The following is a 24,331-nucleotide window of genomic DNA, read 5'->3' as shown; positions in this document are numbered from 1 at the left end:
AGGTCGGTTAAATTCGTTATTGAGAATCAATATCATTATAGATATGGCAACCCAATCGCCGTGGGAGCCATCCATTGTACCGCTATCTTGATCGCCCGATCGACACGCTCCATCGCCATGACCGCCTGCTGATCGCGTCGATGCGGCACTGGGTCCGCGCGGTCGCGGCCGGGCGCTGCCCGTGCGCCGCCGGGGCCGCCGCTTTCCGCTACGAGGGCGTGGAGCCTGCCTTGCCCGACTTCAACATGGCGATGGCGGTCCTCAACGCCGAGGCATTGGTCAGGCTACGGTTCGCGCCGCCCTGTGCCGGGGCGGTCGGTGATGACGAGGCGCGGCTGCTCGCCCTGTTCGCGACCGGCGTGGACGGGACGGGATCGCAGGTCCGGCAACTCGCCAGCCAGTTCGTTCAGCCGCACGCGGCTGGCACCCTGGCGACGGCGGTATCGCGCGTCGCGGCGGTCCTCGCCGCGATCGACCCACGCGACGCCATCATCCCATCGGACGAGGCGCGGCCGTGACCATGCACTTCACCGACGGGCGGCTTCCGCCCCATGCCAGCTTCCATGCCCAGAACGTGCTGTGGGTGCGCCATTGGAACGAGCATCTGTTCAGCTTCGCGCTGGCGCGCCCGGCCAGCTTCCGCTTCCGCTCTGGCGAGTTCGTGATGCTCGGCTTGCCGGTCGAAGGGCGGCCGCTGCTGCGCGCTTATTCGATCGCCAGCCCGTCATGGGCCGAGGAACTGGAATTCCTGTCGATCAAAGTCGCGGACGGCCCGCTCACCTCGCGGCTTCAGGCGATCGCGCCGGGCGAGCAACTCTATCTCGGCCGCAAGCCGACCGGCACGTTGGTCAGCGACGCGCTGCTGCCGGGCCGGCGCCTGTTCCTGTTCTCGACCGGCACCGGCCTCGCGCCGTTCCTCAGCATCATCCGCGATCCCGAAATCTACGACCGGTTCGCGCAGGTCGTAGTGGTGCACAGCGTCCGGCGGGTGAGCGACCTAGCATGGCGCGACACGCTGACCGCGCAACTCGCCGACGATCCGCTGGTGCGCGATCAGGCGCTGCTCCAGCTTCATTACCTGCCTACCGTCACGCGCGAGCCGTTCCACACGCAGGGCCGGATCGGCAACCTGCTCGACAGCGGCAGACTGTTCAGCGCGAGCGTGGCGGGGCCGCCACGGCTCGATCCCGGCATGGATCGGGTCATGTTGTGCGGATCGACCGCGATGATCCGCGAATTCGCCCAGCGCCTCGCCACCCTCGGCTTCACCGAGGGCGCCGTATCGCGGCCGGGGCAGTTCGTGATCGAGCGCGCCTTCGTCGATTGAAGCGGGATCTGGCGTCGGGCTGACCGTTCGGCGACGGAACCATGCCGCGCAGGATTCGCGATTAACTATCATTAGCGTATAACCAAAAGGGAAAAGACATGATCTACGGCAGTACCAACAATGCGGGCGCCGTGCGAATGGCCTTGTCCGGCGTGGCATTGCTGGCACTCGCGGTCGCCACGTCGGCCGCGGCACGCCCGCTGGAGGATGCGCAACCGGCGGCGGCCGCCGGTGACGACGGGCAGGCGCGCGACCCGATCGTCGTGACCGGCACGCGCATCCCCACTCCAGCGAGCGAGGTGCCCGCCACCGTCACCGTGATCGACGCCGGCCAGATCGCCGATCAACTCGCCGGCGACATCAAGGACCTCGTGCGCTTCGAGCCGGGCGTCAGCGTCCGCCGCGCGCCAACCCGCTTCGGCGCGGCGTTGGGCGCGACCGGCCGCGACGCCAATTCCGGGTTCAACATCCGGGGGCTGGAGGGCAATCGCGTGCTGATCCAGGTCGATGGCGTCCGCGTGCCCGACGGTTTCGAATTCGGCGCGCAATCGGCGGGACGGGGGGATTATGTCGATCTCGGCATCGTCAAGTCGGTGGAGATCCTGCGCGGCCCGGCTTCGGCGCTTTACGGGTCGGACGGCCTTGCCGGCGCGGTCAGCTTCACCACCAGCGATCCGGCCGATTTCCTGAAGGACAGGGATTATGGCGGCCTCGCGCGTGCCGCTTATGATTCGTCGGACGACCAGTTCGCCGAGACGGGGATCGTGGCCGGCCGGTCCGGGCAATGGTCGGCGATGATCGCCTACACCCGCCGCGACGGCCATGAATACAAGACCGACGGATCGAACGACGCGCCCAACGCCAGCCGCACGGCAGCGAATCCGCAGGACACGCGATCGAACGCGGTGCTGGGCAAGATCGTCTGGGCGCCCGACAACCACAATCGCATTCGCCTGACCTACGACCATTATGACGATCACGTCGCCACCGATGTGCTGAGCGGCATCGCCGTCCCGCCGTCGCCGCCCGCCGTCCTGCCCGCCACCGCCGTGATCGGCCTGACCGCGCGCGACCGCACCAGCCGCGACCGCGCGGCGCTCGACTGGCGCTGGCAAGGCGACGGCTTCATCGACTTCGCGCAGCTGACCGGCTGGTATCAATGGGCGAAGAACCGGCAGTTCAGCGCCGAGGATCGCAACACCGCCGCCGATCGCACCCGCATCAACACGTTCGACAACAGGGTCTGGGGCGTCAGTGCCGAATTGCGCAGCGCGTTCACGGCCGGCGGCATGGTCAACACGCTGGCCTATGGCGGCGATTTAAGCGTGACCCGGCAGAGCGGCATGCGCGATGGCACCGTGCCTTCGCCGCCCGACGTGTTCCCGACCCGCGCCTTCCCGCCGACCGACTATACGCTGGGCGGCGTCTATCTCGCCGATACGGTCGAACTGCTCGGCGGCGCCCTGCGCCTCTTTCCGGCGGTGCGGTTCGATTATTACAAGCTGACGCCCAAGCCCGACGCGCTTACCCCGGCGATGCCGAGCGCGAGGCAGGACGGCTCCCGCGTGTCGCCCAAGCTGGGCGCGCTGCTGTCGATCGCGCCGGGCGCCAACATCTTCGTCAACTATGCGCAAGGGTTCAAGGCGCCGTCGCCGACGCAGGTGAACCAGTTCTTCTCCAACCCGGCCTATGGCTATACCTCGGTGCCGAATCCCGATCTGCGCCCCGAGACGAGCGAGACATGGGAAGCCGGCGTCCGCATCGGCAGCGATGCGATCCGCTTCGCCGCCACCGCGTTCACCGGCAGCTACAAGGGCTTCATCGACCAGGAGGTGGTGGGCGGCAGCTTCACGCCGGGCGATCCGGCGGTGTATCAATTCATCAACCTCAACCGCGTCCGCATCAAGGGGGCGGAAGGCAGCCTGACGCTGGCGGATACGCGCGGCTTCTCCGGGCGAATGGCGATCAGCTATTCGGAAGGGACCGTCACCGATCCGGATGGCGTGAAGTCGCCGCTCGCGTCGATCGATCCGCTCAAGCTCGTCATGGGCGTCGGCTATGACGATCCCGGCAAGAGGTTCGGCGGCCAGCTCGTGATGACCCATTCGGCGCGGAAGGAGGCGAGCGACGCCGTCGGCGTCTGCGGCGGCGCGCCCTGTTACCGGCCCGGCGCGTTCACCATCCTCGATGCGACCGCCTATCTGAAGCTGGGCGAGATGGTCACGGTGCGCGCGGGCGTCTTCAACCTGCTCGACGCCAGATATGCGTGGTGGAGCGACGTGCGCGGGCTGGCGATGACCGCCGTGACGCCACCGACCAGCCCGGCGACCTACACCGATCCCGCCGTGGCCGGCGCCTATACCCAGCCGGGGCGCAATGCGTCCGTCTCCATCAGCGTAAGATTCTAAGGGGTAATTATATGAAAAAGCATCTCCCGATCCTGCTGCTCGCCGCGACCGTCCTTGCCGGCGCGACACCCGCGCCCGCGCTGGCGGACGGCCCTGTCGCCGCGCGCTCGGCCGCCGACGCCAAGGCCGCGTTCGAGGCCGATCGCGCCTCGATCCTCGCGATGGCGGGCACGTTCAAGGTGACGTTCGACATGCGCGAGACCACGCCGTGGCGTGCCGACTACACGCCGATCCCGGCCAAGGTGTCGGGCGGGCATGAGGTGGTCCGCGTGATCGCCGACACCGGCCGCGCGATCATGCTCCAGCATCTGCTGGTGGTCAGCGACGACAAGGGCAAGACCTTCGTCATCAAGCATTGGCGGCAGGATTGGGCATATGAGCCCGCCACGGTGCTGACCTATGCCGGGCAGGGCGCGTGGAAGCTGGAGGACGTGCCCGCCGCGATGCGCAAGGGCCGCTGGTCGCAGACCGTGTGGCAGACCGACGATTCCCCGCGCTACGGCGGCTGGGGCCAGTGGACCGACGAAGGCGGCGTGCGGCGCTGGCGATCGAGCTGGACGTGGCGTCCGTTGGCGCGCCGCGATGCCGTGCGCCATCCGCCTTACGACCGCTATCTGGGCATCAACCGCCACTCCCCGTCGCCTGACGGCTGGATCCATTGGCAGGACAATATCAAGATGGGGCTGGTCGACGGCAAGCTGGTCCCCTTCGTGCAGGAATCGGTGCTGAACACCTACTCGAAGGATGATCGGTTCGATGTGGCGGCGGCGGATGCCTATTGGGCCGCGACCAGGGATTATTGGGCGGCGGTGCGCGGCTTCTGGGACGAGGCGATCGCCCGAAACAAGGGGGTGAAGGTGGCCGAGGTCGCGGACACGGGTTCGGCCTCGGGCGAGCGCCTGATGAGCTATGCCGACGATATCGAGGCCGGGAAGCTCAAGACGGCCGATGCCATCGCCAAAGCCAAAGCGGTGATCGCCGAAGTGAGCGATCACTGACGATCGACGAGGGTAGGGCCGGCGTCGCGATTGTCTCCTCGGCGGAAGCCATGTCGATATTATCCGGGCGATCATCATCTGATCCGGTCGGGTGAAGAAGACCCGGCTCTCGCATCATGTCCCTAGATATGGGGGCATCGGCCGTTGAGTCGCGGTGATAGAACCACCGCCGAGCGATGTGCCTTTCGCGAGTCCGAGGAGAGATATCATGTCCACCGCTTCCGTCACCGACCTTCTCGAGCGGCCCGACCAGTTCTTCATCGGCGGCGACTGGGTGGCGCCGTCGAGCGACGCCCGGATCGACGTCATCAATCCGGCGACCGAGGAGCTGTTCCTTCGGGTGGCGGAAGCGCAGGCGGACGACATGAACCGCGCCGTTGCCGCCGCGCGGCATGCCTTCGACAAGGGGCCGTGGCCGCGCATGACGCATGCCGAGCGCGCCACCTATCTGCGCGCCTTCGCGGCGGAGCTGCGCCGGCGGCTTGCCGACATCAGCAGCATCTGGACGTCCGAGGTGGGCGTGACGCGTCCGGTCGCCGATGCGTTCATGGGCGGCGTGCCGGAGATCTTCGACTATTACGCCGGGCTGGCCGAGACCTTCCAGTGGGTCGAGCGGCACGAGGCGCTGCATTCGCCGGGCGCGGTGGCGAGCTTCCTCGTCCGCGAGCCGGTCGGCGTGGTCGGCGCGATCGTGCCGTGGAACGGCGCGGCGAACCTCGCCGCGTGGAAGTGCGCGCCGGCGCTGATCGCGGGCTGCACCGTGGTGCTCAAGGCGTCGCCGGAATCACCGGGCGGCCCGCTGGTCTTCGGCGAGATCGCGAAGGCGATCGGCCTGCCGGCGGGGGTGCTCAACGTCGTCACCGCCGATCGCGAGGTGTCCGAGCTGCTGGTGCGCAATCCCGCCATCGACAAGATCACCTTCACCGGATCGAGCGTGGCGGGGAAGAAGATCGCCTCGATCTGCGGCGAGCGCATCGCGCGCTGCACGCTGGAGCTGGGCGGCAAGTCGGCGGCGGTGATCCTCGACGATTACGATGTGGAGGAAGCCGCCTCGCATATCGCCGCCTATGCCCCGATGCTGAGCGGGCAGGTCTGCTCCTCGCTCACCCGGCTGGTGATCTCGAAGCACCGCCACGACGCCTTCGCCGAGGCGATGGCGGAGGCGTTCAAGGCGATCCGGGTGGGCGATCCGGCCGACGCCTCGGTCGGCATGGGGCCGCTGGCGATGGCGCGGCAGCGCGACCGCGTCGAGGGCTATATCGCCAAGGGCCGCGAGGAGGGCGCGACGGTCGCGACCGGCGGCGGCCGTCCGGCGCATCTCAATCGCGGCTATTTCGTCGAGCCGACCGTCTTCGCGAACGTCGACAACCGCATGACGATCGCGCGCGAGGAGATTTTCGGCCCGGTCGTCAGCATCATCCCGGCCGATAGCGAGGAGCATGCGGTCGAGATCGCCAACGACACGCTGTTCGGGCTGAACTCGTCGGTGTTCACCAACGACGCGACGCGCGCCTATCAGGTCGCGCGCCAGCTTCAGGCGGGCACGGTGGGCCACAACTGGTTCCGCACGGACTTCTCGATCGCGTTCGGCGGCTTCAAGCAGTCGGGGATCGGCCGCGAGGGCGGCACCGAGGGGCTGATGCCGTTCCTCGAAGCCAAGACCATCATCCTCGAAGGCGAGCCCAGGCTGGGCTGAGCGGGGGGATCGGCATGACCTTCACAAACCGCCGCATCGTCACCGGGCTCAACGAGAACGGCAAGTCCTGCGTCATATCCGACACCAGCCTCGGCGATATTCCGGGATGCCAGTCGTCGCCGGCGATCATCTGGCAGACCGGGGATTTCCCGGTCGACAATCGCGGCCGGGAGGAGGCCGCCGGCCCGTTCGGCGTGTCCACCTTCGGGAAATCCAGCTTCGCCGTGATGTTCCGGGTCGAACCGGACACCGCCGCCGCATGGCATGCGACCGACACGATCGACTATCTCATCATATTGAGCGGCCGCATCGAACTGTCGCTGGAGGCGGGGACGGTCGAGCTGGGAACCGGCGATATCCTCGTCGATCGCGGTGTGCCGCATAGCTGGCGCGCGCTGGACGGCAAGCCGGCGACGATGTTCGCCGCGCTCGTGCGTGCCGCGCCGCTCGGCACCGGCAGCTATTTCGACGAGAGTTTCACCCAGTTCACGCAGGACTGATCGACCCTCGTCCGAACCCGAAACTGGCGTGGATGAACGCCGCCGGCAAACGTGGTCGGCGGCGATGGAGTCGTTGTAATCAGCCGTCGCGCAAAGATGGCGTGCAGAATTCGCCGTCGATGAAGCGGCAGTTCGCGAATGAAAAATTGGACGCTCCCGGATCGCGCGTAATCATCCCCACGAAGAAATCGATCGCTTGACCTTTAGCGGTGGTGATCGTCGTCGCGATTACAGGAGATTTTCCGTGCCAAAGTTGAAAACGCCGCTGTGCGATCTGCTCAATATCGAATATCCGATTCTCCAGGCGGGCATGGGCGGCGTTGCTTTCGGCCCGCTTGCGGCGGCGGTGTCCGAAGCCGGCGGGCTGGGCACGATCGCCGCGATCTCGCCCACGCCGGAGCGGGTGGAGCAGGAGATCATCCTCGCTCGCGGCCGCACGAAGAAGCCGATCTGCGTCGATATCGGTTTCCCGCTGCGCGCGCCAAAGGACAAGGGCGAGGTGGAACTGCCGTCGCTGCCCGGCCCGATCGCCGAGCTGGAGGCCGAGATCCGCGCGCAGGGCGTCGAGGTGAAGCCCGCCGACGATCAGGCGATGGGCATCGAGGACGCCAAAGCCAAGCTGGAGATCTGCTTCAGGCACAATGTCGAGGTGATCGCCTGCGCGCTCGGCACGCCGAAATGGGTGGTGGACGCCTGCCATGAACGTGGCGTCAAGACGATCAGCATCGTCGGCCGCGCCTCCCATGCGGCGGCGGCGATCCGCAACGGCACGGACGTGGTGGTGGTGCAGGGCACCGAGGGCGGCGGCCATACCGGCGATGTCGGTCTCATCACCCTGCTGGCGGAGGTGCTGGAGTTCGCGACCGTTCCCGTCGTCGCGGCCGGCGGCATCGTCACCGGCGCGCAGATCGCGGCGGTGCTGACGCAGGGCGCGCAGGGCGTGTGGGTCGGCACCCGTTTCATCGGCAGCGAGGAATCGAGCGTCGGCCCGAACTACAAGCAGTCATTGGTCGAGGCGAAGAACGACACCACGATCCGCTCGCTGCTGTTTGACGGGCTTTACGTCCGCCAGCTCCAGAACCGCTTCACCGAGGTGTGGGAGGGCAGGGAGAACGAGATGCTGCCCTATCCGTTGCAGCGCATCGTCATCGCGCCGGCGCGCTTCGCGGCGGCGGAGGCGGACCTCAAGGATCTCCAGCCGCTGCCGGCCGGGCAGGGTTCGGGCCTGATCCGCGACCTGCCGCCCGCGGCGGACGTGCTGCGCCGGCTGATCGACGAGACGGTCACGACGCTCAAATCGCAGGCGGAGCGCGTCAGCTTCGGGTGAAGCAATCACGGGGAGCGGCGGGGGTCCGTTCCTCCACGAAACCGCAAAGGGGCGGGCAATCGATGGCTGGGGCGGGTCGGAACTGGTCGCCTCAGGCATCCGCATGGAAATCATAACATATCCCTGAGGAGAGGAAGATGTCTGGTATCAGGATTGGGGCATATGCCGCCGTCAGCGCGCTTGCGATCGGTTGGCATTCGATGGCGCTTGCCCAGACCGGAGTGGCCGCGGCGAACGATGCGCCCGCCGTGCAACAGGGCACGATCGGCGATATCGTCGTCACCGCCAACAAGCGCGAGCAGAAGCTCAACGATGTCGGCCTGTCGGTGGCGGTGCTCGGCGCGCAGGACCTGCAACAGAAGCAGATCAGCAGCCTTCAGGACGTCGCGCAAAGCGTGCCGGGCCTGTCGTTCACTCAGGGCATCACCGGCGCGCCGGTCTATACGTTGCGCGGCGTCGGCTTCTACGAGACCTCGCTGGCGGCCTATCCGTCGGTCAGCGTCTATATCGACGAGCAGCCGCTGGCCTTTCCGGCGCTGACACAGCATTCGGCGTTCGATCTCGAGCGGATCGAGGTGCTCAAGGGGCCGCAGGGCACCCTGTTCGGCGAGAATGCGACGGGCGGCGCGATCAACTATATCGCGGCCAAGCCGACCGACACGCTCAAGGCCGGCGCAAGCCTCAGCTACGGCCGCTTCAACCAGGTGATCGGCGAGGGCTATGTCAGCGGCCCGTTGACCGACACGTTGAGCGCCCGGCTGGCGGGCCGTTTCGAGCGCGCCGACGGCTGGCAATACAGCACCAGCCGCCCCGGTGACCGCAACGGCAAGGCGGAGAATTACGAGGGGCGCCTGATCCTATCGTATGAGCCTTCCAGTTCGGCGCGGTTCACGCTCAACCTCAACGGCTGGAAGGACAATGGCGAGACGCAGGGCGCGCAATATATCGCGCTCCAGCCGCAACAGATCGGCTGGGTGCCCCCCGCGGTCGAGAATGCGCCGTTCACGCCGCTGAATCCGCGCGCGAGCGACTGGTCGCAGAGTTCCTGGTATTATCCCAACCATAAGGTGCCGTTCCGGGACAATTACATGTACCAGGCCGCCCTTCGCGCCGAGTTCGATATCGGTGGGATCGGCACGCTCACCTCGCTGAGCAATTACGTCCGCTATCGCGAACATGCCGGGACGGACTTCGACGCCTCCGCGCTCAACGTCTTCGAAATCCCGCTCGACGACGGATCGATCAAATCTTTCACGCAGGAACTACGCCTGTCGAATGGCGGGTCGAGCGCGTTACGCTATGTGATCGGGGGCAATTACGAGCGCAGCATCGTTCATCAGGCGCTGGGCAACCAATATAGCTACACCTCGGCGAACCTGTATTTCGGCACGGTCTTCGGCGAGCCGTTCGAGACCACCGTGGGCACCAGCGACCAGACGCTGACCAACTATGCCGCGTTCGGGAACCTCGAATATGACATCCTGCCCAACCTGACCCTGAAGGGGGGCGTCCGCTACACCAATTCGAAGGACAAATATTCGTTCTGCGAAACGGATACGGAAGCGCCCTATTATGCGGGCAACCTGCTCCATTTCTTCTCCAACCTGCTGAGCGGCAATCCGAACCTCACCGGCCCTTACCAGCCGGGCACCTGCGTCACGATGAACGTCAGCACCACCCAGCCGCCGACAGCCGTCGATCCGTCGCTTCCGCTGTACGCGCCGGGCCGGGTGAACAACACGTTGCATGAGGACAACGTCTCGTGGCGCGCGGGCATCGACTTCAAGCCCCGGCCCGGCATCCTGCTCTATGCCAACGTGTCGAAAGGCTACAAGGCGGGCAGCTTCCCGACCGTCAACGGCACGGTGTTCGGCCAGTACGACCCGGTGCGTCAGGAATCGGTGCTTTCCTATGAAGGCGGGTTCAAGGCGACGCTGCTCAATCGCACGCTGCAACTCAACGGCGCCGGATTCTATTACGATTATTCAGACAAGCAGTTGCGGACCAAGTTCCTCGATCCGGTGTTCGGCCAGCTCGACGTGATCCAGAACATTCCCAAGTCGCACATTACGGGTTTCGAGCTGGAGGCGTCCATCCACCCCACGCGGCACTTCAGCGTCAATGCCGCCTATACGTATCTGGACTCCAGGATCGATCGCTACGTCGGCGTCGATGCGGGCGGCACGCCCAACGTGAACTTCGCCGGCACGCGGATACCGTTCACGCCCAAGCACCAGATCGCGGTGTCGACGGATTTCGAGCAGCCGTTGGGCAATTCCCTGGCCGGCTTCGTCGGGGCGTCGATCACCTATCGTTCGGATACGATCTCGGTGGTCGGCGGCGACACCACCCCGGCGGCCGTCACGGCGAAGGCGCCCGGCGTGACCGATGTCTATGGCATCGGCAGCTATGCGCTGGTCGATGGGCAGATCGGCATAAAAAGCGCCGACAACCGCTGGCGCGCGTTCGTCTGGGGCAAGAACATCTTCAACAGTTATTACTGGACCAATGTTGTTTCCGGTTACGACACCGTCACGCGCTTCGCCGGCATGCCCGCGACCTATGGCGTGACCTTCGCAATATCCTTCTGACCGTGCGGTTTCCGCCGGGCGTGGCCCGGCGGAGCCGTTGACCCCTATGGGGGGAGAACGTAATGTGATCGTCGACTTCAAACATTACAAAAGGAGAGGCGGCGACGTGAACGGAGTGAGCGTCCACATGCTCATCCGCAAGGTGGATTTGCTTACCCTGCGTCTGTTCCTCGCGGCCATTGAAGAACGCCAGATCGGGCGCGCTGCCGCGCTGGAGAACATCGCCGCCTCCGCCGCGACCAAGCGCATTCACGATCTTGAGGAAACCGTCGGCATCAAGTTGCTCGAACGCAATCCGAAGGGCGTGGTGCCCAGCCACGCCGGGCAGGTGCTGGCGCATCGCCTGAAGCAGATGTTCAGCAGCCTGGAGGATGCGCGGCGCGAGTTGAGCGAATTCTCCACCGGCGAGCGCGGCCATGTGCGCGTGGGCGCGACGCCGGCGATCATCATCCAGCACATCGCGCGCGAACTCGGCGAGTTCAAGCGCAACTTCCCGTTCATCGACGTCGATATCCAGGAGGGCTTCAATCCCGCGAACCTGCGCGCGGTGCGCAACGGGGAGGTCGACATCGCGGTATTCATCTCGCTGCATGATGTCGATCGTAGCGGGCTGACCACCATTCCCTATCGATCGGACAAGTTGGTCGCGGTCTATCCGATCGGCCATGCCTTTTCCGAGAAGAGCAGCGTCACGCTGGACGATCTGCTGGAGGAGAAGCTGATCGGAATCCATCCCGATACGTCGCTGATGCAGCGGCTGCGCGAGGCGACCCGCGCATTGGGGCGGGAGCTGGAGCCGGCCTATAACGTCAGCAGCGTCGAGGCGGCGCGCAGCCTGGTCGAGTTCGGCCTCGGCGTGACGATCCAGCCCGAGTGCATGCTTTCGATCGAGGATTTCGAGCGGATCGCGACAGTGGCGATCGCCGAGCCATGGGCTGTGCGCCAGTTCGAGATTGCGACGCCGGCCGGCAAGCCATTGTCCTCCGCCGCCGAGTTGCTGATGCGGCAGCTCACCGGGCGGGCCGCATATACCGAGGACGGGCGCGATCAGCACGCGCTCGCCGTCGGCGAGTAAGGCGGCGGGCGATGCGGCGCTGCAAGCTGATGGTGATGACCAATGCCGTCGAGGGGCGGGGCGAGGAGTTCAACCGCTGGTACACCGACGTCCATATCCCGGACGTCCTGAAACTCCCCGGCGTCGTCGGCGGGCAGCGCTTCGCGCGGACCGAGGCGCAGCGTGGCGACGGGCCTTTCCCGTGGGAATATCTCGCGATCTATGATTGCGAGACCGACGATCTGGAAGGGCTGGTTGCCGCGCTCAAGGCGACGGCCGGCACGGCGGCGATGCCGATCAGCGATGCGCTGGCGGAGGATCGTTTCGTCTGCTTCTTCGAGGAATTGACCGACCGGCGTGAGGCGGTGGCGGACAAGTGCGGCTGAAACGCCGGAAATCTCTCGGAATCGTGCCCCCATTGATGGGGGCATTCCTCTCCTGACGCCCCCGCTAGCCAGAAGGGCGCATGAAGGAGAAGGCAGGATGGGCAGGCTTCAGGGAAAAGTGGCGATCATCACCGGCGCGGCGAGCGGCATGGGCGCGGCGGCCGCGCGCCGCTTCGCCCACGAAGGCGCGACGGTGATCGCCACCGACATTCGCGGCGAAGCGGTGGCGGCGCTGGCCGGCGCCTTGAAGGCCGAGGGGCGGCCGGTGACGTCCGCGACGCTCGATGTCACCGATGCGGCGCAATGGGCCGGCGTCGTCGAGGCGGTGGTCCGCGATCATGGGCGGATCGATATCCTGGTGAACAACGCCGGCCTGCCCGGCGAGCCCGACACCTGGGAACAGGCGACGCTCGAAAGTTTCAATGCGATCGTCAACCTCAATCTCAACAGCCAGTTCCTCGGCATCAAGGCGGTGACGCCGCATATGGAGCGCGCGGGCGGTGGCGCGATCGTCAACATGTCATCGATCGCCGGGCTGATCGCCTTCCCCAACCTGCACCCGGCCTATTCGCCGTCGAAAGGGGCGAACCGGCTGCTGACCAAGGCGGCGGCGGCGGATTTCGCGAGCCGCAACATCCGCGTCAACTCGGTGCATCCCGGCATCATCCATACGCCGCAAAGCGACTATCTGGTGTCGGATGAGGCGGTGCTGCCGCATATCCTCGCCAAGGTCCCGCTGGGCCGCGTCGGCCGGCCGGAGGAGGTGGCGAACGTCGTCCTGTTCCTCGCCAGCGACGAAGCCTCTTACGTGACGGGCGCGGAATTCGTCGTCGACGGAGGATTCACGACGATCTGAGCGGGCGATGATGTCGGTCCAGCGTCAGCGCCGGCGGAACGCGCGCGGATCGGATCGCCGGGTGGTTGTGAGGCGCGCCGCCGCCCGGCGATCGCGCGCGCGTCGCCGGTCCGGGAGCGCCATCGCCGCGATAGCGGGAATGGCGGCTCGACACACCCGTCATGCAATCTATACGTCGGCCGCGCCGCAACGATGGACGGCTGTTCGAGGTTCGCATCACGGAGCATAACCGCGCATGACCCGATCGACGATCAAGGATGTCTCGCGCGTGGCGGGGGTGTCGATCAAGACGGTGTCGCGCGTGCTCAACAAGGAGCGGTATGTCAGCGACGACATGCGGCGCCGCGTCGAGGAAGCGGTGGCGCGGCTCAACTATCACCCCAGCCTCGCCGCGCGCACGCTGGCGGGGCGGCGATCGTTCCAGATCGGGCTGATCCACGACAACCCCAGCCCATATTATATCTTCAACATGCAGGCCGGTGTGGGGCAGCGCTGCCGCGAGGCCAGTTTCCGCATGATCATTCAGCCGTGCGACATCAATTCGCCCGGTCTCGTCGACGATATCGGGGCGCTGATCGACCAGGCGCAACTCGACGGCATCATCATGACCCCGCCGGTGACCGATGTCGGCACCGCTCTGGCCGAGCTGTTCCGGCGCAAGATCCCGGTCGTGCGCGTCCAGCCGGGGACCGATCTGACGGCGACGTCGGCGGTGTATATCGACAATGTGCAGGCGGCCGACGACATGACCGCCTATCTGATCTCGCTCGGCCATCGCCGCATCGCGCTCGTCACCGGCCATGCCAATTATTTCGCCAGCGGCCAGCGCCTGACCGGCTATCGACAGGCATTGCAGCGCGCGGGCATCGGTTTCGACGCCGCGCTCGTCTTCCCCGGCCATTTCGATTTCCAGTCCGGCGCGGCGGCGGCGGAGGCGCTGCTGGCGCTCGAAGAGCCGCCGACCGCGATCTTCGCGAGCAGCGACGAGATGGCGGCGGGCGTGCTCGCCGCCGCGCATCGCATGGGGATTGCGGTGCCGGAGCAATTGTCGGTTGCCGGGTTCGACGACACCGATCTCGCGCAGGTCGTGTGGCCGGCGCTCACGACGATCCGTCAGCCGATCCGCGATCTTGGCTATGCCGCCGCCGACCTGCTGCTGGCATTCGATGAGCGGATCGAGCGGCGCCAGCTTCCGCACGAACTGATCGTGCGCGGCTCGACGGCGCCCCTGCGCTGATCCGGCCACTTCCGATGGCAACGAAAAGAAAATCGCTGTCCAATCGGATATGACAGCGTTATCTCATCGGGCAAGACATAGGGATTCGAGGAGAGCGGGGTGGCTCATATCGCCGACAAGCGACGCTGGCTGCTGGTGGGGCTGGTGTTCGTCGCCATCGTCCTCAACTATGTCGATCGCCAGATTCTCGCGTTGCTGAAGCCGACCCTGCAAACCGCGTTCGGCTGGAGCGACCGCGATTACAGCCACATGGCCTCTGCCTTCCAGTTCGCGGCGGCGCTCGCCTTTCTCGGCACCGGCTGGTTCATCGACAAGGTCGGCCTGCGCGTCGGTTTCGCGATCGGGGTGGGGGTATGGAGCCTTGCGGGCATGGCGCATGCCTTCGTCACGACCGTCGCGGGCTTCGTCACCTCGCGCGCGGTGCTCGGCGCGGCGGAATCGATCGGCACTCCCGCCGCGCTGAAGACCGCCGCGACCTATTTCGACACCAGGGAGCGTTCGATCGTCCTCGGCCTTGGCGGGATCGCCCCGAATATCGGCGCGATCCTGACGCCGCTGCTGATCCCGCTGATGGCGTTGATGTGGGGTTGGCAGGCGACCTTTCTGATCGCGGGCGGGCTGGGGCTGGTCTGGGTAGTCGTCTGGTTCGCGGTGCGGATCCCGGAGCAGCCGGGTGCGGCCGATACGCCCGAAACGAGGATTCCGTGGAGCAGCCTGCTGTCGGATCGTCGGCAATGGGCGGTGATCGCCGGCAAGGCGCTGACCGATCATGTATGGTGGTTCCTGCTCTTCTTCATGCCCGATCTGTTCCATCGCGTCTTCGGGTTGACGCAGGGCACGCTCGGGTTGCCGGTGGCGTTCGTCTATCTCATGGCGGCGATCGGCGGCGTCACCAGCGGCTTCCTGCCGGCCGGCTTGATGGCGCGCGGCTGGAGCGTCAACGCCGCGCGCAAGACGACGATGCTCGTCTATGCGCTGTTCATCCTGCCCGTGCCTCTGCTGATCGGGGTGAGCAGCGCCTGGCTGGCGGCGCTGATCCTCGGCCTCGCGCTGTTCGCGCATCAGGGCTTCTCGACCAATCTGTTCGGACTGACGACCGATGTGTTTCCGGCGCGCATCGTCGGTTCGGCGATCGGCATCGGCGCCTTCGCCGGCAACCTTTCCGGCATGGCGATGATCGAGTTCGCGGGTTGGTCGCTGGATAGCGGACACGGCTATATGCCGATGATGCTCATCTGCGCCGTGACCTATCTCGTCGCGCTGACGGTGATCCATCTCATCCTGCCGCGCATCGTCGCGATCGATGAGGATCGCGGCGGCGACGTCCCTGTTTTCGCTCACTGACCGGCCACTCCCGTGAAAAGCCGCTTCCCAGTCTCGATCCCATGGAGTATATGACAGCGATGTCAGAAAACCTTCCCGCTCCCGCCAGCCTGTCCCTCGCCGGGCATGAGGTCTCGCCGATCGCCTGGGGGATGTGGCGCTTCGCTGGCGCCGACGTGGCGACGGCGCGCGCGCGTGTCGATGCCGCCTTCGAGGCGGGGGTGACGTTGTTCGACACCGCCGACATCTACGGCTGCGACACACCCGGCGGCTTCGGCTCGGCCGAAGCGCTGCTCGGCGAAGTCTTCGCGGAGGCCCCCCAATTGCGCGAGAGGATGGTGCTCGCGACCAAGGGCGGGATCATTCTCGGCGTTCCCTATGACAGCAGCGCCGCCTATCTCGCCTCCGCGATCGATATTTCGCTCAGGCGCCTGCGCACCGAACATGTCGAATTGTGGCAGATACACCGCCCCGACCTGCTCACCCATCCGCAGGAAATCGCGCGCGCGCTTGAGGATGCGCATCGCGCCGGCAAGATCGGCGCGATCGGCGTGTCGAATTTCACGCCGTCGCAGACGGCGGCGCTCGCCAGGTTTCTTCCCGTGCCATTGGTCAGCCACCAGAGCGAATTTTCGCCGCTCCACCTCGATCCGCTGTTCGACGGCATCCTCGATCAATCCATGGAATGCGGGATGGGGTTCCTTGCCTGGTCGCCATTGGGCGGCGGTCGGCTCGGCGATCCGGCCGATGAGCGCACGCGCGCCGTGGCTTCGCTGCTGGATGCGAAGGCTGGCGAATATGACGTCTCGCGCGCCGCCGCCACCTATAGCTGGGTGATGGCGCATCCGGCGCGCCCGATTCCGATCGTCGGCACGCAGAATGTCACGCGCATCCGCGAGATTCCGCAGGCGTTCGCGCCGCGATGGACGCGCGCCGAATGGTATGCCGTCCTGCAAACGTCGATGGGGGAGAAACTGCCATGAATGCCGCGACGACTCCGTGCGAAGTAAGCTGGTTTTCGGCGTTGTGCGACGACGATTACGAATTCCTCGGCGTCCATGATCCGTTGCTCAAATCGAGCTGGGAGCATTGCCGCGATATCGTGATGCAGGCGGACACGCTCGGGTTCGACAATATCCTGCTGCCCTCCGGCTATGCGCTCGGCATCGACACCACCGCCTTCGCGGCGGCGGTCGCGACGTTGGTGAAGCGCATCCGGCTGCTGATGGCGGTGCGCATCGGCGAAAGCTGGCCACCACAGCTCGCGCGCCAGATCGCGACGATCGACCGCATCCTCGGCGGGCGGCTGACGGTCAACATCATCTCGTCGGACATGCCGGGCGAGATGCTGGACTCCGAATCGCGCTACCGCCGCACGGTCGAGGCGATGCATATCCTCAAGGTCCTGCTCAACGGCGAGCCGCTCGACCATGACGGCGAATTCTGGAAGCTGAAGCTCGATCCGCCACGCATCGGCATGGTCTCCGGCAAGGCGCCGCCGCTCTATTTCGGGGGCCTCTCCCCCGCGGCGCGCGACGCCGCCGCGCGCGGCTGCGACGTTTTCCTGATGTGGCCGGATCGCGAGGAGGCGGTGAAGGAGATCATCGCCGACATGACCGCGCGCGCCGCGAGTTACGGACGCACGCTCAGGTTCGGCTATCGCGCGCATGTCGTCGTGCGCGAGACCGAGGCCGATGCGCGCGCCGCCGCCGACAGGCTGCTGTCGCGGCTCGACACCGAAAAGGGCGCGGCGATCAAGGCCAAGTCGCTCGATTCGCAGTCATTCGGCGTCAACGCGCAGGTCGCCCTGCGCGAGGCGGCTTCGGACGACGGCTATGTCGAGGACAATCTCTGGACCGGCGTCGGCCGTGCCCGCTCGGGTTGCGGCGCGGCGATCGTCGGCGATCCGGATCAGGTGCTCGCCAAGCTCGATCGCTATCGCGCGATGGGCATCGATGCCTTCATCCTCTCCGGCTATCCGCATGCCGCCGAGGCCGATCTGTTCGCCCGGCACGTCCTGCCGCGCATGAACCATGGGCCGCTGGCGCCTTGATCCCGAAGGAAGGAGCGGGGGCTTACCCCGCCCACACCCGCGCGTAGAGCATCGCCATCTCCTCCGCATCGGGCACGCGCGGGTTGTTGGCGGGGGAGCCTGAGGCTGCCGCCTGCGCGCACATGGTCGGGACGAGCGCATCCCAGCGCGCACCCTCGATGCCCCATGCCGCCGGCCCCGGCACTTTCAGGTCACGGTTGAGCGCCGTCAGCTCATCGAGCAGCCGCGCGACCGCCGTTTGGTCGCTTTCGGCCGCGTCGGCGACTTCCATCGCCCGCGCGCAATCGGCGTAGCGATGGAGCGCGGCGGGCGCCGACCAGGCGGTGACGGCGGGCAGCAGCATGGCGTTCGACAGCCCGTGCGGAACGTGGAAATGCGCGCCGATCGGCCGGCTCATCCCGTGGACGAGCGCGACCGAACTGTTCGAAAAGGCGATTCCCGCCTGCATCGCGCCGAGCATCATCGCCTCGCGCGCCGCCGCGTCGCCGGGGTCTGCGCAGACCCGGCGCAGGTTGGGCGCGATCGCGCGCATCGCGAGCAGGGCCATTCCGTCGCTGAACGGGTTGGCGCGCTTCGACACATAGGCTTCGATCGCATGGGTCAGCGAATCGATCCCGGTGTCGGCGGTCAGCCGCCGGGGCTTGGTGAAGGTCAGCTCATAATCGACGAGCGCCGCGACCGGGAGGTAGGCGAGGCCGGGGCAGAGCATCTTTTCGTCGGTCGCCTCGTCGGTGATGATCGTGAAGCGCGTCGCTTCCGATCCGGTGCCGGCGGTCGTCGGGATGGCGATGACCGGCAGGCCCGGCGCGTCCTGCACATGCGGCGCCTTATAGTCGCGCATCGCGCCGCCGTGCTTTCCGAGCAAGGCGATCGCCTTCGCGCTGTCGAGCGGGCTGCCCCCGCCGAAGCCGACGACGCAATCATGCTCGCCTTCATGCAGGAAGGCCACGCCGGCATCGATCGATGCCGCTGTCGGGTCTGGCACCGTGTCGGGAAAGACGCGCGCCTCGATCCCCGCTTTCGCAAGCCCGTCCGTCAGCTCCGCCACGCGCCCGCTATCGCGCAGGAAGGCGTCGGTGACGATCAGCGGCCGCGACAGGCCGAGCGTGTTGAGCACGTCGGGCAATTGCTTCGACGCGCCGCCGCCGATGCGGAGGATACGGGGCAGGGCGATGCTGGCGATAGTCAACGGATCATCTCCTCTCCGGTCGGGCCACACACTATCCGGTACGGCGTGAACGCGGCAACGCCGGATCGCGCTTGATTGAGCCGCGCCGCCTCATATGATAACGCTGTCTTAAAGCGGGGTGCCATGGCGCAATTGCTTGTTCTACAATCGGTTTGGGGGCTTGATCGATGCCCCGGCTTCGACATCGAAAATCGCCTCGACGAAGCGCTTGGCGAGGTCGTCGCGGCGGGGTTCGACGGCGTCGGGGTCAATCTCGCGCGCGTCGCGCGGACGGCGGGCGTCGCGCGCGCGATGAACCCGCCCGGCCTCGCATGGGAAGGGCAGGTGCTCGTCCACGACGCCGACCAGCTTCGTCATTGGATCGGCGAGGCAAGCCGGCTCGGCACACATCATCTCAACGTCCAGATCGCCGGGCCGACCGCCGATTTCGCCGCCGCGCTCGATCTCGTCGACAGCCTCGTCGCGGCGGCAGAGGATGCGCCGCTTCCGGTCTGGTTCGAAACCCATCGCGGACGGCTCACCAACGACCTGCTTTTCACGCTGCGGCTGATCGAGGAGCGCCCGGACCTGCCGCTCACCGCGGATCTTTCGCATTATCCTGTCGCGGGCGAGATGGACTTGCCGCTCCGCGACGATCAGCTTGCCGCGATCGAGACGATCTTGCGGCGCGCGCGCAACTTCCATGGCCGCGTCTCGACCGCGCATCAGGTGCAGGTCGCGCTGGATGCGCCGCAGCACAGGGGCTGGCTCGACCAGCATGTCGCCTGGTGGCGGCGCGGGTTCGAATTGTGGCTCGAACAGGCGGGCGACGGCGATGCACTGACTTTCATGTGCGAACTGGGGCCACCGCCCTATGCGATCACCGCGCCGGACGGCGGCGAGCTGACGAACCGCTGGGACGAGGCGCGGCGGATGCGCGACATCGTGCGCGGCTTGTGGGCCGAAGTCGTCGGCGGCTGACCGCGTCAGGGGGCGACCGCCGCCTGCCACTTCGCGAACATCGCATCGGCCTGATCGCGTCCGATCCTCGGCCGGAATTCGGCATCGTAGCGCGCCAGTCGCCGTAAATCCCCTTCGCCGAACAATCCCGCGCCCATGCCCGCCGCCAGCGCCGCGCCATAGGCGCTGGCCTCGCGCACGGCATGGCGGCGCACCGGCCGCTGGAGCGCATCGGCCTGAAGCTGCATCAGCGTGTCGCTCGCCGACAGCCCGCCCGCGACCGGCAGCGCCTCCGGCACGGGCAGCGCGGCGGCGACCACGTCGGCGATCTCGCGAAAGCGGAAAGCGATGCCCTGCAAGGCCGCGCGCGCGATCTGCCCCGGCCCGTCGGCGAGACCCAGCCCCGCGATCAATCCCCGCGCCTCGAAATTCCCGTGCGGCGCGCCCATTCCCGCCAACGAGGGGCGCACCATGACGTTCGCCGCGTCGCTCGCGGAAGCCGCCGCCGCTTCCATCTCGCCAGGCGAGGCAAACAATCCCAGCCCGTTGCACAGCCAGTCCACCAGCGAACCTGTCGTTATCACCATGCCCTCGATGCAGAAGCGCAGCCTCCCGCCGACGCGGGCCAGCGCCTCGGGGGGCATGGTTTTGTGAATCCGTCGCGGTGTATCGCCGGTCCCCGCCATCAGCACGCCGGAGGTGCCGTAGGTCGCTTTCCAGTCGCCCGGCCCCAGCGCGCCGTGCGCGACCATCGCCGCCTCCTGATCGGCGATCAGCGCGGTGATCGGTACGCGCGCGCCGAGCACCGCCGGATCGCTTTCCGCGATCGCGCCCCAGCTTTCGACCTGCGCCGGGAAAAGGCTTGCGGGCAGGCGCTGATGCGCCAGCAGCGCCTCATCCCATCCGGCACCGCGCGCCTGATCGTAATAGCCCGTCAGCCACCCAGCCGAAGCGTCCGTGACGTGCGCGCCGCTCAGCTTGTATGTCAGCCAGCTATCGAGTGTGCCCCATTGCAAGTCCCCCGGATCGCGCCCGGAGAGCGCGATCGCCGCCGGCAGCTTGGCCGAAGGCACTTGCGGCCAGGCGGTGAACCCCGCCGCGCGCAGTGCCCGAAATTCGTCCATCCCACGCAGATCGCTCCACACCAGCATCGGCGCGACCGGCTCGCCAGTCGCGCGATCCCACAGGACGACGCTGGCGCGCTGCGTCGTCACCCCGATCGCCGCGACATCGGTGATGCCTCGCCCGGCCACCGCCAGCGCTCCACGGATAACCGCGCGGCAAATCTCCCACACCCCGCCCGCGTCCTGCTCGACAAGACTGGGGGCGGGGAAGCGGCTGACGATCGGTTGCTTGTCCATGCCAAGCACCTTGCCCGCCGGATCGACCAGCATCGCGCGGGCGCCCGTCGTGCCCGCGTCGAGCGCGAGCAGCAACTCAGGCATCGGGAATGAGATTGCCCGGATTCATGATGTCCTCCGGATCGAGACATTGCTTGATCCGCCGCAGCAAGGCGACGCCATTTTCGCCGAGATCGTGGTGGAGATACGGCTTCCTCAGCCGCCCAGCGCCATGGTGATGCGCGACGCCGCCACCGTGTTTCGCGGTCGCCTCCATGATCGCCCGCCAGCCGGCGAAATAGGCCGGCTCCATCTTCGCGCTGTCCTCGAAGGTGGCGGCGAAGCTGAAATAGAGGTTGATCCCCGATCGATAGACATGGCTGCTATGCGCCGACGCGTTGATGACGCCGGGAATCGCGTTCAGCGCGGCGATGCTGTCGTCATAGATCGCGCCGATCTCGCTCCAGCGCCCCGAAATCTCGACCGTGTCGGCGATATAGCCGCGCTCGAACATGTCGCGCCAGCCCGGCACATGGTTGCGCCGTTCGATCCATTGCCTCGCGGCGGCGGGATCGGCCGCCTCCAGTCCCGCGTCGGCGCAAATTTCGCGCATCGCCGCCAGTTCGGCCTCGACCCGCGCCTTCGGCCCTTCATGGACCAACAGCAGCATCGCCTTGCCGCCCCGTTCGTGATCGCGGAACAGCCGCCGCACCTCGCGGCCGTCATATTGCCGCATCACCGGCGGGCGCCAGTCGGCGCGGACGATCCGCCGCTGCGCCTCGAAACCGGCGCGCATGTCGTTGGCGTAGAAGATGCTGTAATCGCGATGCTGCGCCCTGGCGCGCAACGAGAAGGTGACGCCGGTGATGACGCCCATCGTGCCCTCCGCTCCCATCAGCAGGTGGCGCAGGTCCGGCCCGGCGGCGGCGCGCGCCGCCTTGCCCAGCGTGACGATCTCGCCGTTCGGCAGCACCGCCTCGATCGAATGGACGATATCCTCGATATTGCCGTAAGCGGTGGAGAACTGGCCCGACGCGCGCGTCGACACCCAGCCGCCGACGCTGCTGATCGCGATCGATTGCGGCCAGTGGCCGATCGTCAGCCCGTGCGCGGCGACGGCTTCCTCCGCTTCCATGCCGTTCAGCCCCGCGTCGAAGCTGGCGAGCAGATCGTCGCTGTCGATATAGCGCACGCGATTCATCGCGCCCATGTCGAGCAGGATCGCGTCGGGCGTCGGCTCGATCCCGCCGCAGACCCCGCTGCCGAGGCCATAAGGGATGAGCGGCACGCGGCGCTCGGCGGCGATGCGGACGATCTTCTGCACGTCCTCCACCGATCGCGGCCGCACGACGCAGCCGGGGGCTGGCACGGCCTCGCCCCGCCAGTCGCGCAGGTGCTTGACCGCCCATTGGTCGTAGCGGCGCGCGTTCAGCGCATCCGCGTCGCTTGCGACGCGATCGGCGCCGACGGCGTTCGCCAGGGCTTCGGCTATCGCATTCATGTCACTCTCCCTTCGCCGCGAGAAGGCGGCGGCTGTCATTGTCGATGCGCCGGCAATGCGCGATCTGCGCCGCTCTGGCGTTGTCGTTCCAGCCGAGCAGCGCCCCCATCGCGTCGGCTGCGGGGGCGAGGGCATCAAGCCCTGCATCGCGATCGAACCAGGCGCGCGCGCTGCGGCGGACCCAATAATCCTCGAGCGTCGCGGCGCCCTCATGCGTCACCGCGCGGGATGCTTCCGCCGCGACATCGCCGCCCGCGCCGAGGATTTCCTCCGCCTCGTCGCCGTACAGGCCGATGAGCCGCTCGGTCGCGAGCGGGTCGAGGCCGCGCAGGCTATCGCGCCCGTTGCCCGACCCGCCGGGCAAGGGCGCGTCGGCGGTGACGCAGGGCAGGGCGGTTGACCCCAGCCGGTCGACAACCAGATCGACGACCCGCTCCGCCATTGCGCGATAGGCGCTCAGCTTCCCGCCGGCGATCGATATCAGGCCGCCAGGCGAGGTCCATATCTCGTCCTTGCGCGACACTTCGTTCGCCTTCTTCCCCGGCTGCGCGATCAGCGGCCGCACGCCCGACCAGAGCGCAACTACATCGGCGTCGGTGATCGGATCGATGGTCAGCGCGGCTTCGGTGGCGCGCAGCAGATAGTCGATGTCCTCGCGCGTAGGCTCCGGCCAGTAATCGGCGCCGTCGTGGAACACGTCGGTCGTCCCGATATAGGTGAACGCGCCGCGTGGCACCGCGAAGATGCTGCGCTTGTCGGGCGCGCGGATGATGAGGGTGGCGTTGATCGGCAATCGCTCGCGCGGCAGCACGAGATGGATGCCGCGACTAAGCGACAGCCGCGCGCCGCCTTCGCCCGTCTCCAGCCCCCGCACCTGATCGACCCATGCGCCGGCCGCGTTGACGACCAGCCTCGCCCTGATCCGAGCGGCGAGATTTTCGCCATCAAGCGTCGAGGTGGCGACCAGCCCGTCGCCGATCAACTCCGATGCGGCCGCATGGTTGATCACCGTCGCGCCGGCACCTTGGGCGCTGCGGATATTGGCGAGCACCAGCCGAGCATCGTCGGTGAGGAACTCGGGATAGAGCACCGCGCCGCTCAACCTGTCGGTGCGCATCAGCGGCTCGCGGCGTTGCAGTTCGGCGAGGGAGATCACCTCATGCCTCTCGCCCTCGGGCACGCCGCCCAGTTTCTCGAACGTCCACAGGCCCGTGCGCAGCTTGGCGGTCATCGCCATGTTGGTCGTCGGGATCAGGAAGGGCGACAGGCGCGTCAGATGCGGCGCGATCCGTCGCAGGATCTGCCGTTCCGATGCCGCTTCCTTCACCAGCGCGATATCGCCCTGGCTCAGATAGCGCAGTCCGCCGTGGATCATCTTGGAGCTGCGGCTGCTCGTCCCGCTCGCATAGTCGCGCGCCTCGACCAGCGCGACCGACAGGCCGCGCATCGCGGCGTCACGAGCGATCCCCGCGCCGGTGATCCCGCCGCCGATCACCGCGAGATCGAAGGTGCGCGATTCCAGCTCGGCGAAGACCCGCGCGCGCATTCGCGCATCGATTGAGGTGCTGCTCATCGTGTCACGCTATGGGAATGACCTCTGCGTTGG

At 67.0% G+C, this 24,331-nt stretch carries 20 protein-coding genes; 16 read left to right on the top strand and 4 right to left on the bottom strand.

Features of this window, described 5'->3' with window-relative positions; all coding sequences use genetic code 11:
- The first annotated feature begins 74 nt into the window (after positions 1-74).
- The 15 genes from F9288_RS16770 to F9288_RS16700 all read left to right on the top strand — a co-directional run bounded on the left by F9288_RS16770 (position 75) and on the right by F9288_RS16700 (position 17,756).
- Positions 75-518, top strand: a complete 444-nt coding sequence (locus F9288_RS16770) for a hypothetical protein (RefSeq protein ID WP_174837839.1) — start codon at positions 75-77, stop codon at positions 516-518.
- Positions 519-520: 2 nt separating this feature from the next.
- Complete coding sequence (locus F9288_RS16765; protein ID WP_174839141.1) at positions 521-1,327, top strand: ferredoxin--NADP reductase; 807 nt, start codon at positions 521-523, stop codon at positions 1,325-1,327.
- Between the two features lie 98 nt (positions 1,328-1,425).
- On the top strand, positions 1,426-3,735 hold the full coding sequence (locus F9288_RS16760) for a TonB-dependent hemoglobin/transferrin/lactoferrin family receptor (protein ID WP_174837838.1): 2,310 nt from the start codon (positions 1,426-1,428) through the stop codon (positions 3,733-3,735).
- An 11-nt stretch (positions 3,736-3,746) separates the two neighbouring features.
- Positions 3,747-4,733: a DUF6607 family protein gene (locus F9288_RS16755; RefSeq protein ID WP_174837837.1), complete on the top strand. Its 987-nt coding sequence runs from the start codon at positions 3,747-3,749 to the stop codon at positions 4,731-4,733.
- 208 nt (positions 4,734-4,941) lie between these two features.
- Positions 4,942-6,429, top strand: coding sequence for an aldehyde dehydrogenase (locus F9288_RS16750; protein WP_174837836.1), 1,488 nt, complete (start codon positions 4,942-4,944; stop codon positions 6,427-6,429).
- A gap of 14 nt (positions 6,430-6,443) precedes the next feature.
- Positions 6,444-6,929, top strand: coding sequence for a cupin domain-containing protein (locus F9288_RS16745; RefSeq protein WP_174837835.1), 486 nt, complete (start codon positions 6,444-6,446; stop codon positions 6,927-6,929).
- 244 nt (positions 6,930-7,173) lie between these two features.
- Entirely contained in the window at positions 7,174-8,256 is a 1,083-nt protein-coding gene (locus F9288_RS16740) for a nitronate monooxygenase family protein (protein WP_174837834.1), read from the top strand.
- Between the two features lie 137 nt (positions 8,257-8,393).
- Positions 8,394-10,847 (top strand): TonB-dependent receptor, encoded by a 2,454-nt coding sequence (locus F9288_RS16735; RefSeq protein ID WP_174837833.1) that lies wholly within the window; start codon positions 8,394-8,396, stop codon positions 10,845-10,847.
- A gap of 106 nt (positions 10,848-10,953) precedes the next feature.
- On the top strand, positions 10,954-11,922 hold the full coding sequence (locus F9288_RS16730; protein WP_217482540.1) for a LysR family transcriptional regulator: 969 nt from the start codon (positions 10,954-10,956) through the stop codon (positions 11,920-11,922).
- Between the two features lie 11 nt (positions 11,923-11,933).
- Positions 11,934-12,287 (top strand): DUF4286 family protein, encoded by a 354-nt coding sequence (locus tag F9288_RS16725; RefSeq protein ID WP_174837831.1) that lies wholly within the window; start codon positions 11,934-11,936, stop codon positions 12,285-12,287.
- Between the two features lie 97 nt (positions 12,288-12,384).
- Entirely contained in the window at positions 12,385-13,143 is a 759-nt protein-coding gene (locus F9288_RS16720) for an SDR family NAD(P)-dependent oxidoreductase (RefSeq protein WP_174837830.1), read from the top strand.
- A gap of 235 nt (positions 13,144-13,378) precedes the next feature.
- Positions 13,379-14,380 carry a LacI family DNA-binding transcriptional regulator gene (locus F9288_RS16715; RefSeq protein WP_174837829.1) on the top strand — a complete coding sequence of 334 codons (1,002 nt, stop codon included), beginning with the start codon at positions 13,379-13,381 and terminating at the stop codon, positions 14,378-14,380.
- 99 nt (positions 14,381-14,479) lie between these two features.
- Positions 14,480-15,724 carry an MFS transporter gene (locus F9288_RS16710; RefSeq protein ID WP_174837828.1) on the top strand — a complete coding sequence of 415 codons (1,245 nt, stop codon included), beginning with the start codon at positions 14,480-14,482 and terminating at the stop codon, positions 15,722-15,724.
- A gap of 59 nt (positions 15,725-15,783) precedes the next feature.
- Positions 15,784-16,686 (top strand): aldo/keto reductase family oxidoreductase, encoded by a 903-nt coding sequence (locus F9288_RS16705; protein WP_174837827.1) that lies wholly within the window; start codon positions 15,784-15,786, stop codon positions 16,684-16,686.
- A complete protein-coding gene (locus F9288_RS16700) occupies positions 16,683-17,756 on the top strand; it encodes an LLM class flavin-dependent oxidoreductase (RefSeq protein ID WP_174837826.1) in 1,074 nt (357 codons plus the stop codon). The genes F9288_RS16705 and F9288_RS16700 overlap by 4 nt, the downstream gene beginning before the upstream one ends.
- A gap of 22 nt (positions 17,757-17,778) precedes the next feature.
- Here F9288_RS16700 and F9288_RS16695 read toward each other — a convergent pair whose 3' ends face one another.
- A complete protein-coding gene (locus F9288_RS16695) occupies positions 17,779-18,945 on the bottom strand; it encodes an iron-containing alcohol dehydrogenase (protein WP_217482539.1) in 1,167 nt (388 codons plus the stop codon).
- Between the two features lie 123 nt (positions 18,946-19,068).
- On the opposite strand from F9288_RS16695, the gene F9288_RS16690 reads away from it, so the two are divergent.
- Positions 19,069-19,905 carry a sugar phosphate isomerase/epimerase gene (locus tag F9288_RS16690; protein ID WP_174837825.1) on the top strand — a complete coding sequence of 279 codons (837 nt, stop codon included), beginning with the start codon at positions 19,069-19,071 and terminating at the stop codon, positions 19,903-19,905.
- 5 nt (positions 19,906-19,910) lie between these two features.
- Here F9288_RS16690 and F9288_RS16685 read toward each other — a convergent pair whose 3' ends face one another.
- The 3 genes from F9288_RS16685 to F9288_RS16675 are packed head-to-tail and all read right to left on the bottom strand — an operon-like array spanning position 19,911 to position 24,298.
- Positions 19,911-21,329 carry an FGGY family carbohydrate kinase gene (locus tag F9288_RS16685; protein ID WP_174837824.1) on the bottom strand — a complete coding sequence of 473 codons (1,419 nt, stop codon included), beginning with the start codon at positions 21,327-21,329 and terminating at the stop codon, positions 19,911-19,913.
- Entirely contained in the window at positions 21,322-22,725 is a 1,404-nt protein-coding gene (locus tag F9288_RS16680; RefSeq protein WP_174837823.1) for an FAD-binding oxidoreductase, read from the bottom strand. Before F9288_RS16680 ends, F9288_RS16685 begins: the two co-directional genes overlap by 8 nt.
- Before the next feature lies 1 nt (position 22,726).
- Complete coding sequence (locus tag F9288_RS16675; protein WP_174837822.1) at positions 22,727-24,298, bottom strand: glycerol-3-phosphate dehydrogenase/oxidase; 1,572 nt, start codon at positions 24,296-24,298, stop codon at positions 22,727-22,729.
- Positions 24,299-24,331 lie beyond the last annotated feature (33 nt).

This window comes from Sphingomonas sp. CL5.1, from assembly GCF_013344685.1.
Classification (GTDB): domain Bacteria; phylum Pseudomonadota; class Alphaproteobacteria; order Sphingomonadales; family Sphingomonadaceae; genus Sphingomonas.
Note: the sequence above shows the minus strand (reverse complement) of the source record. Positions and strands in the feature narration are given on the sequence as shown.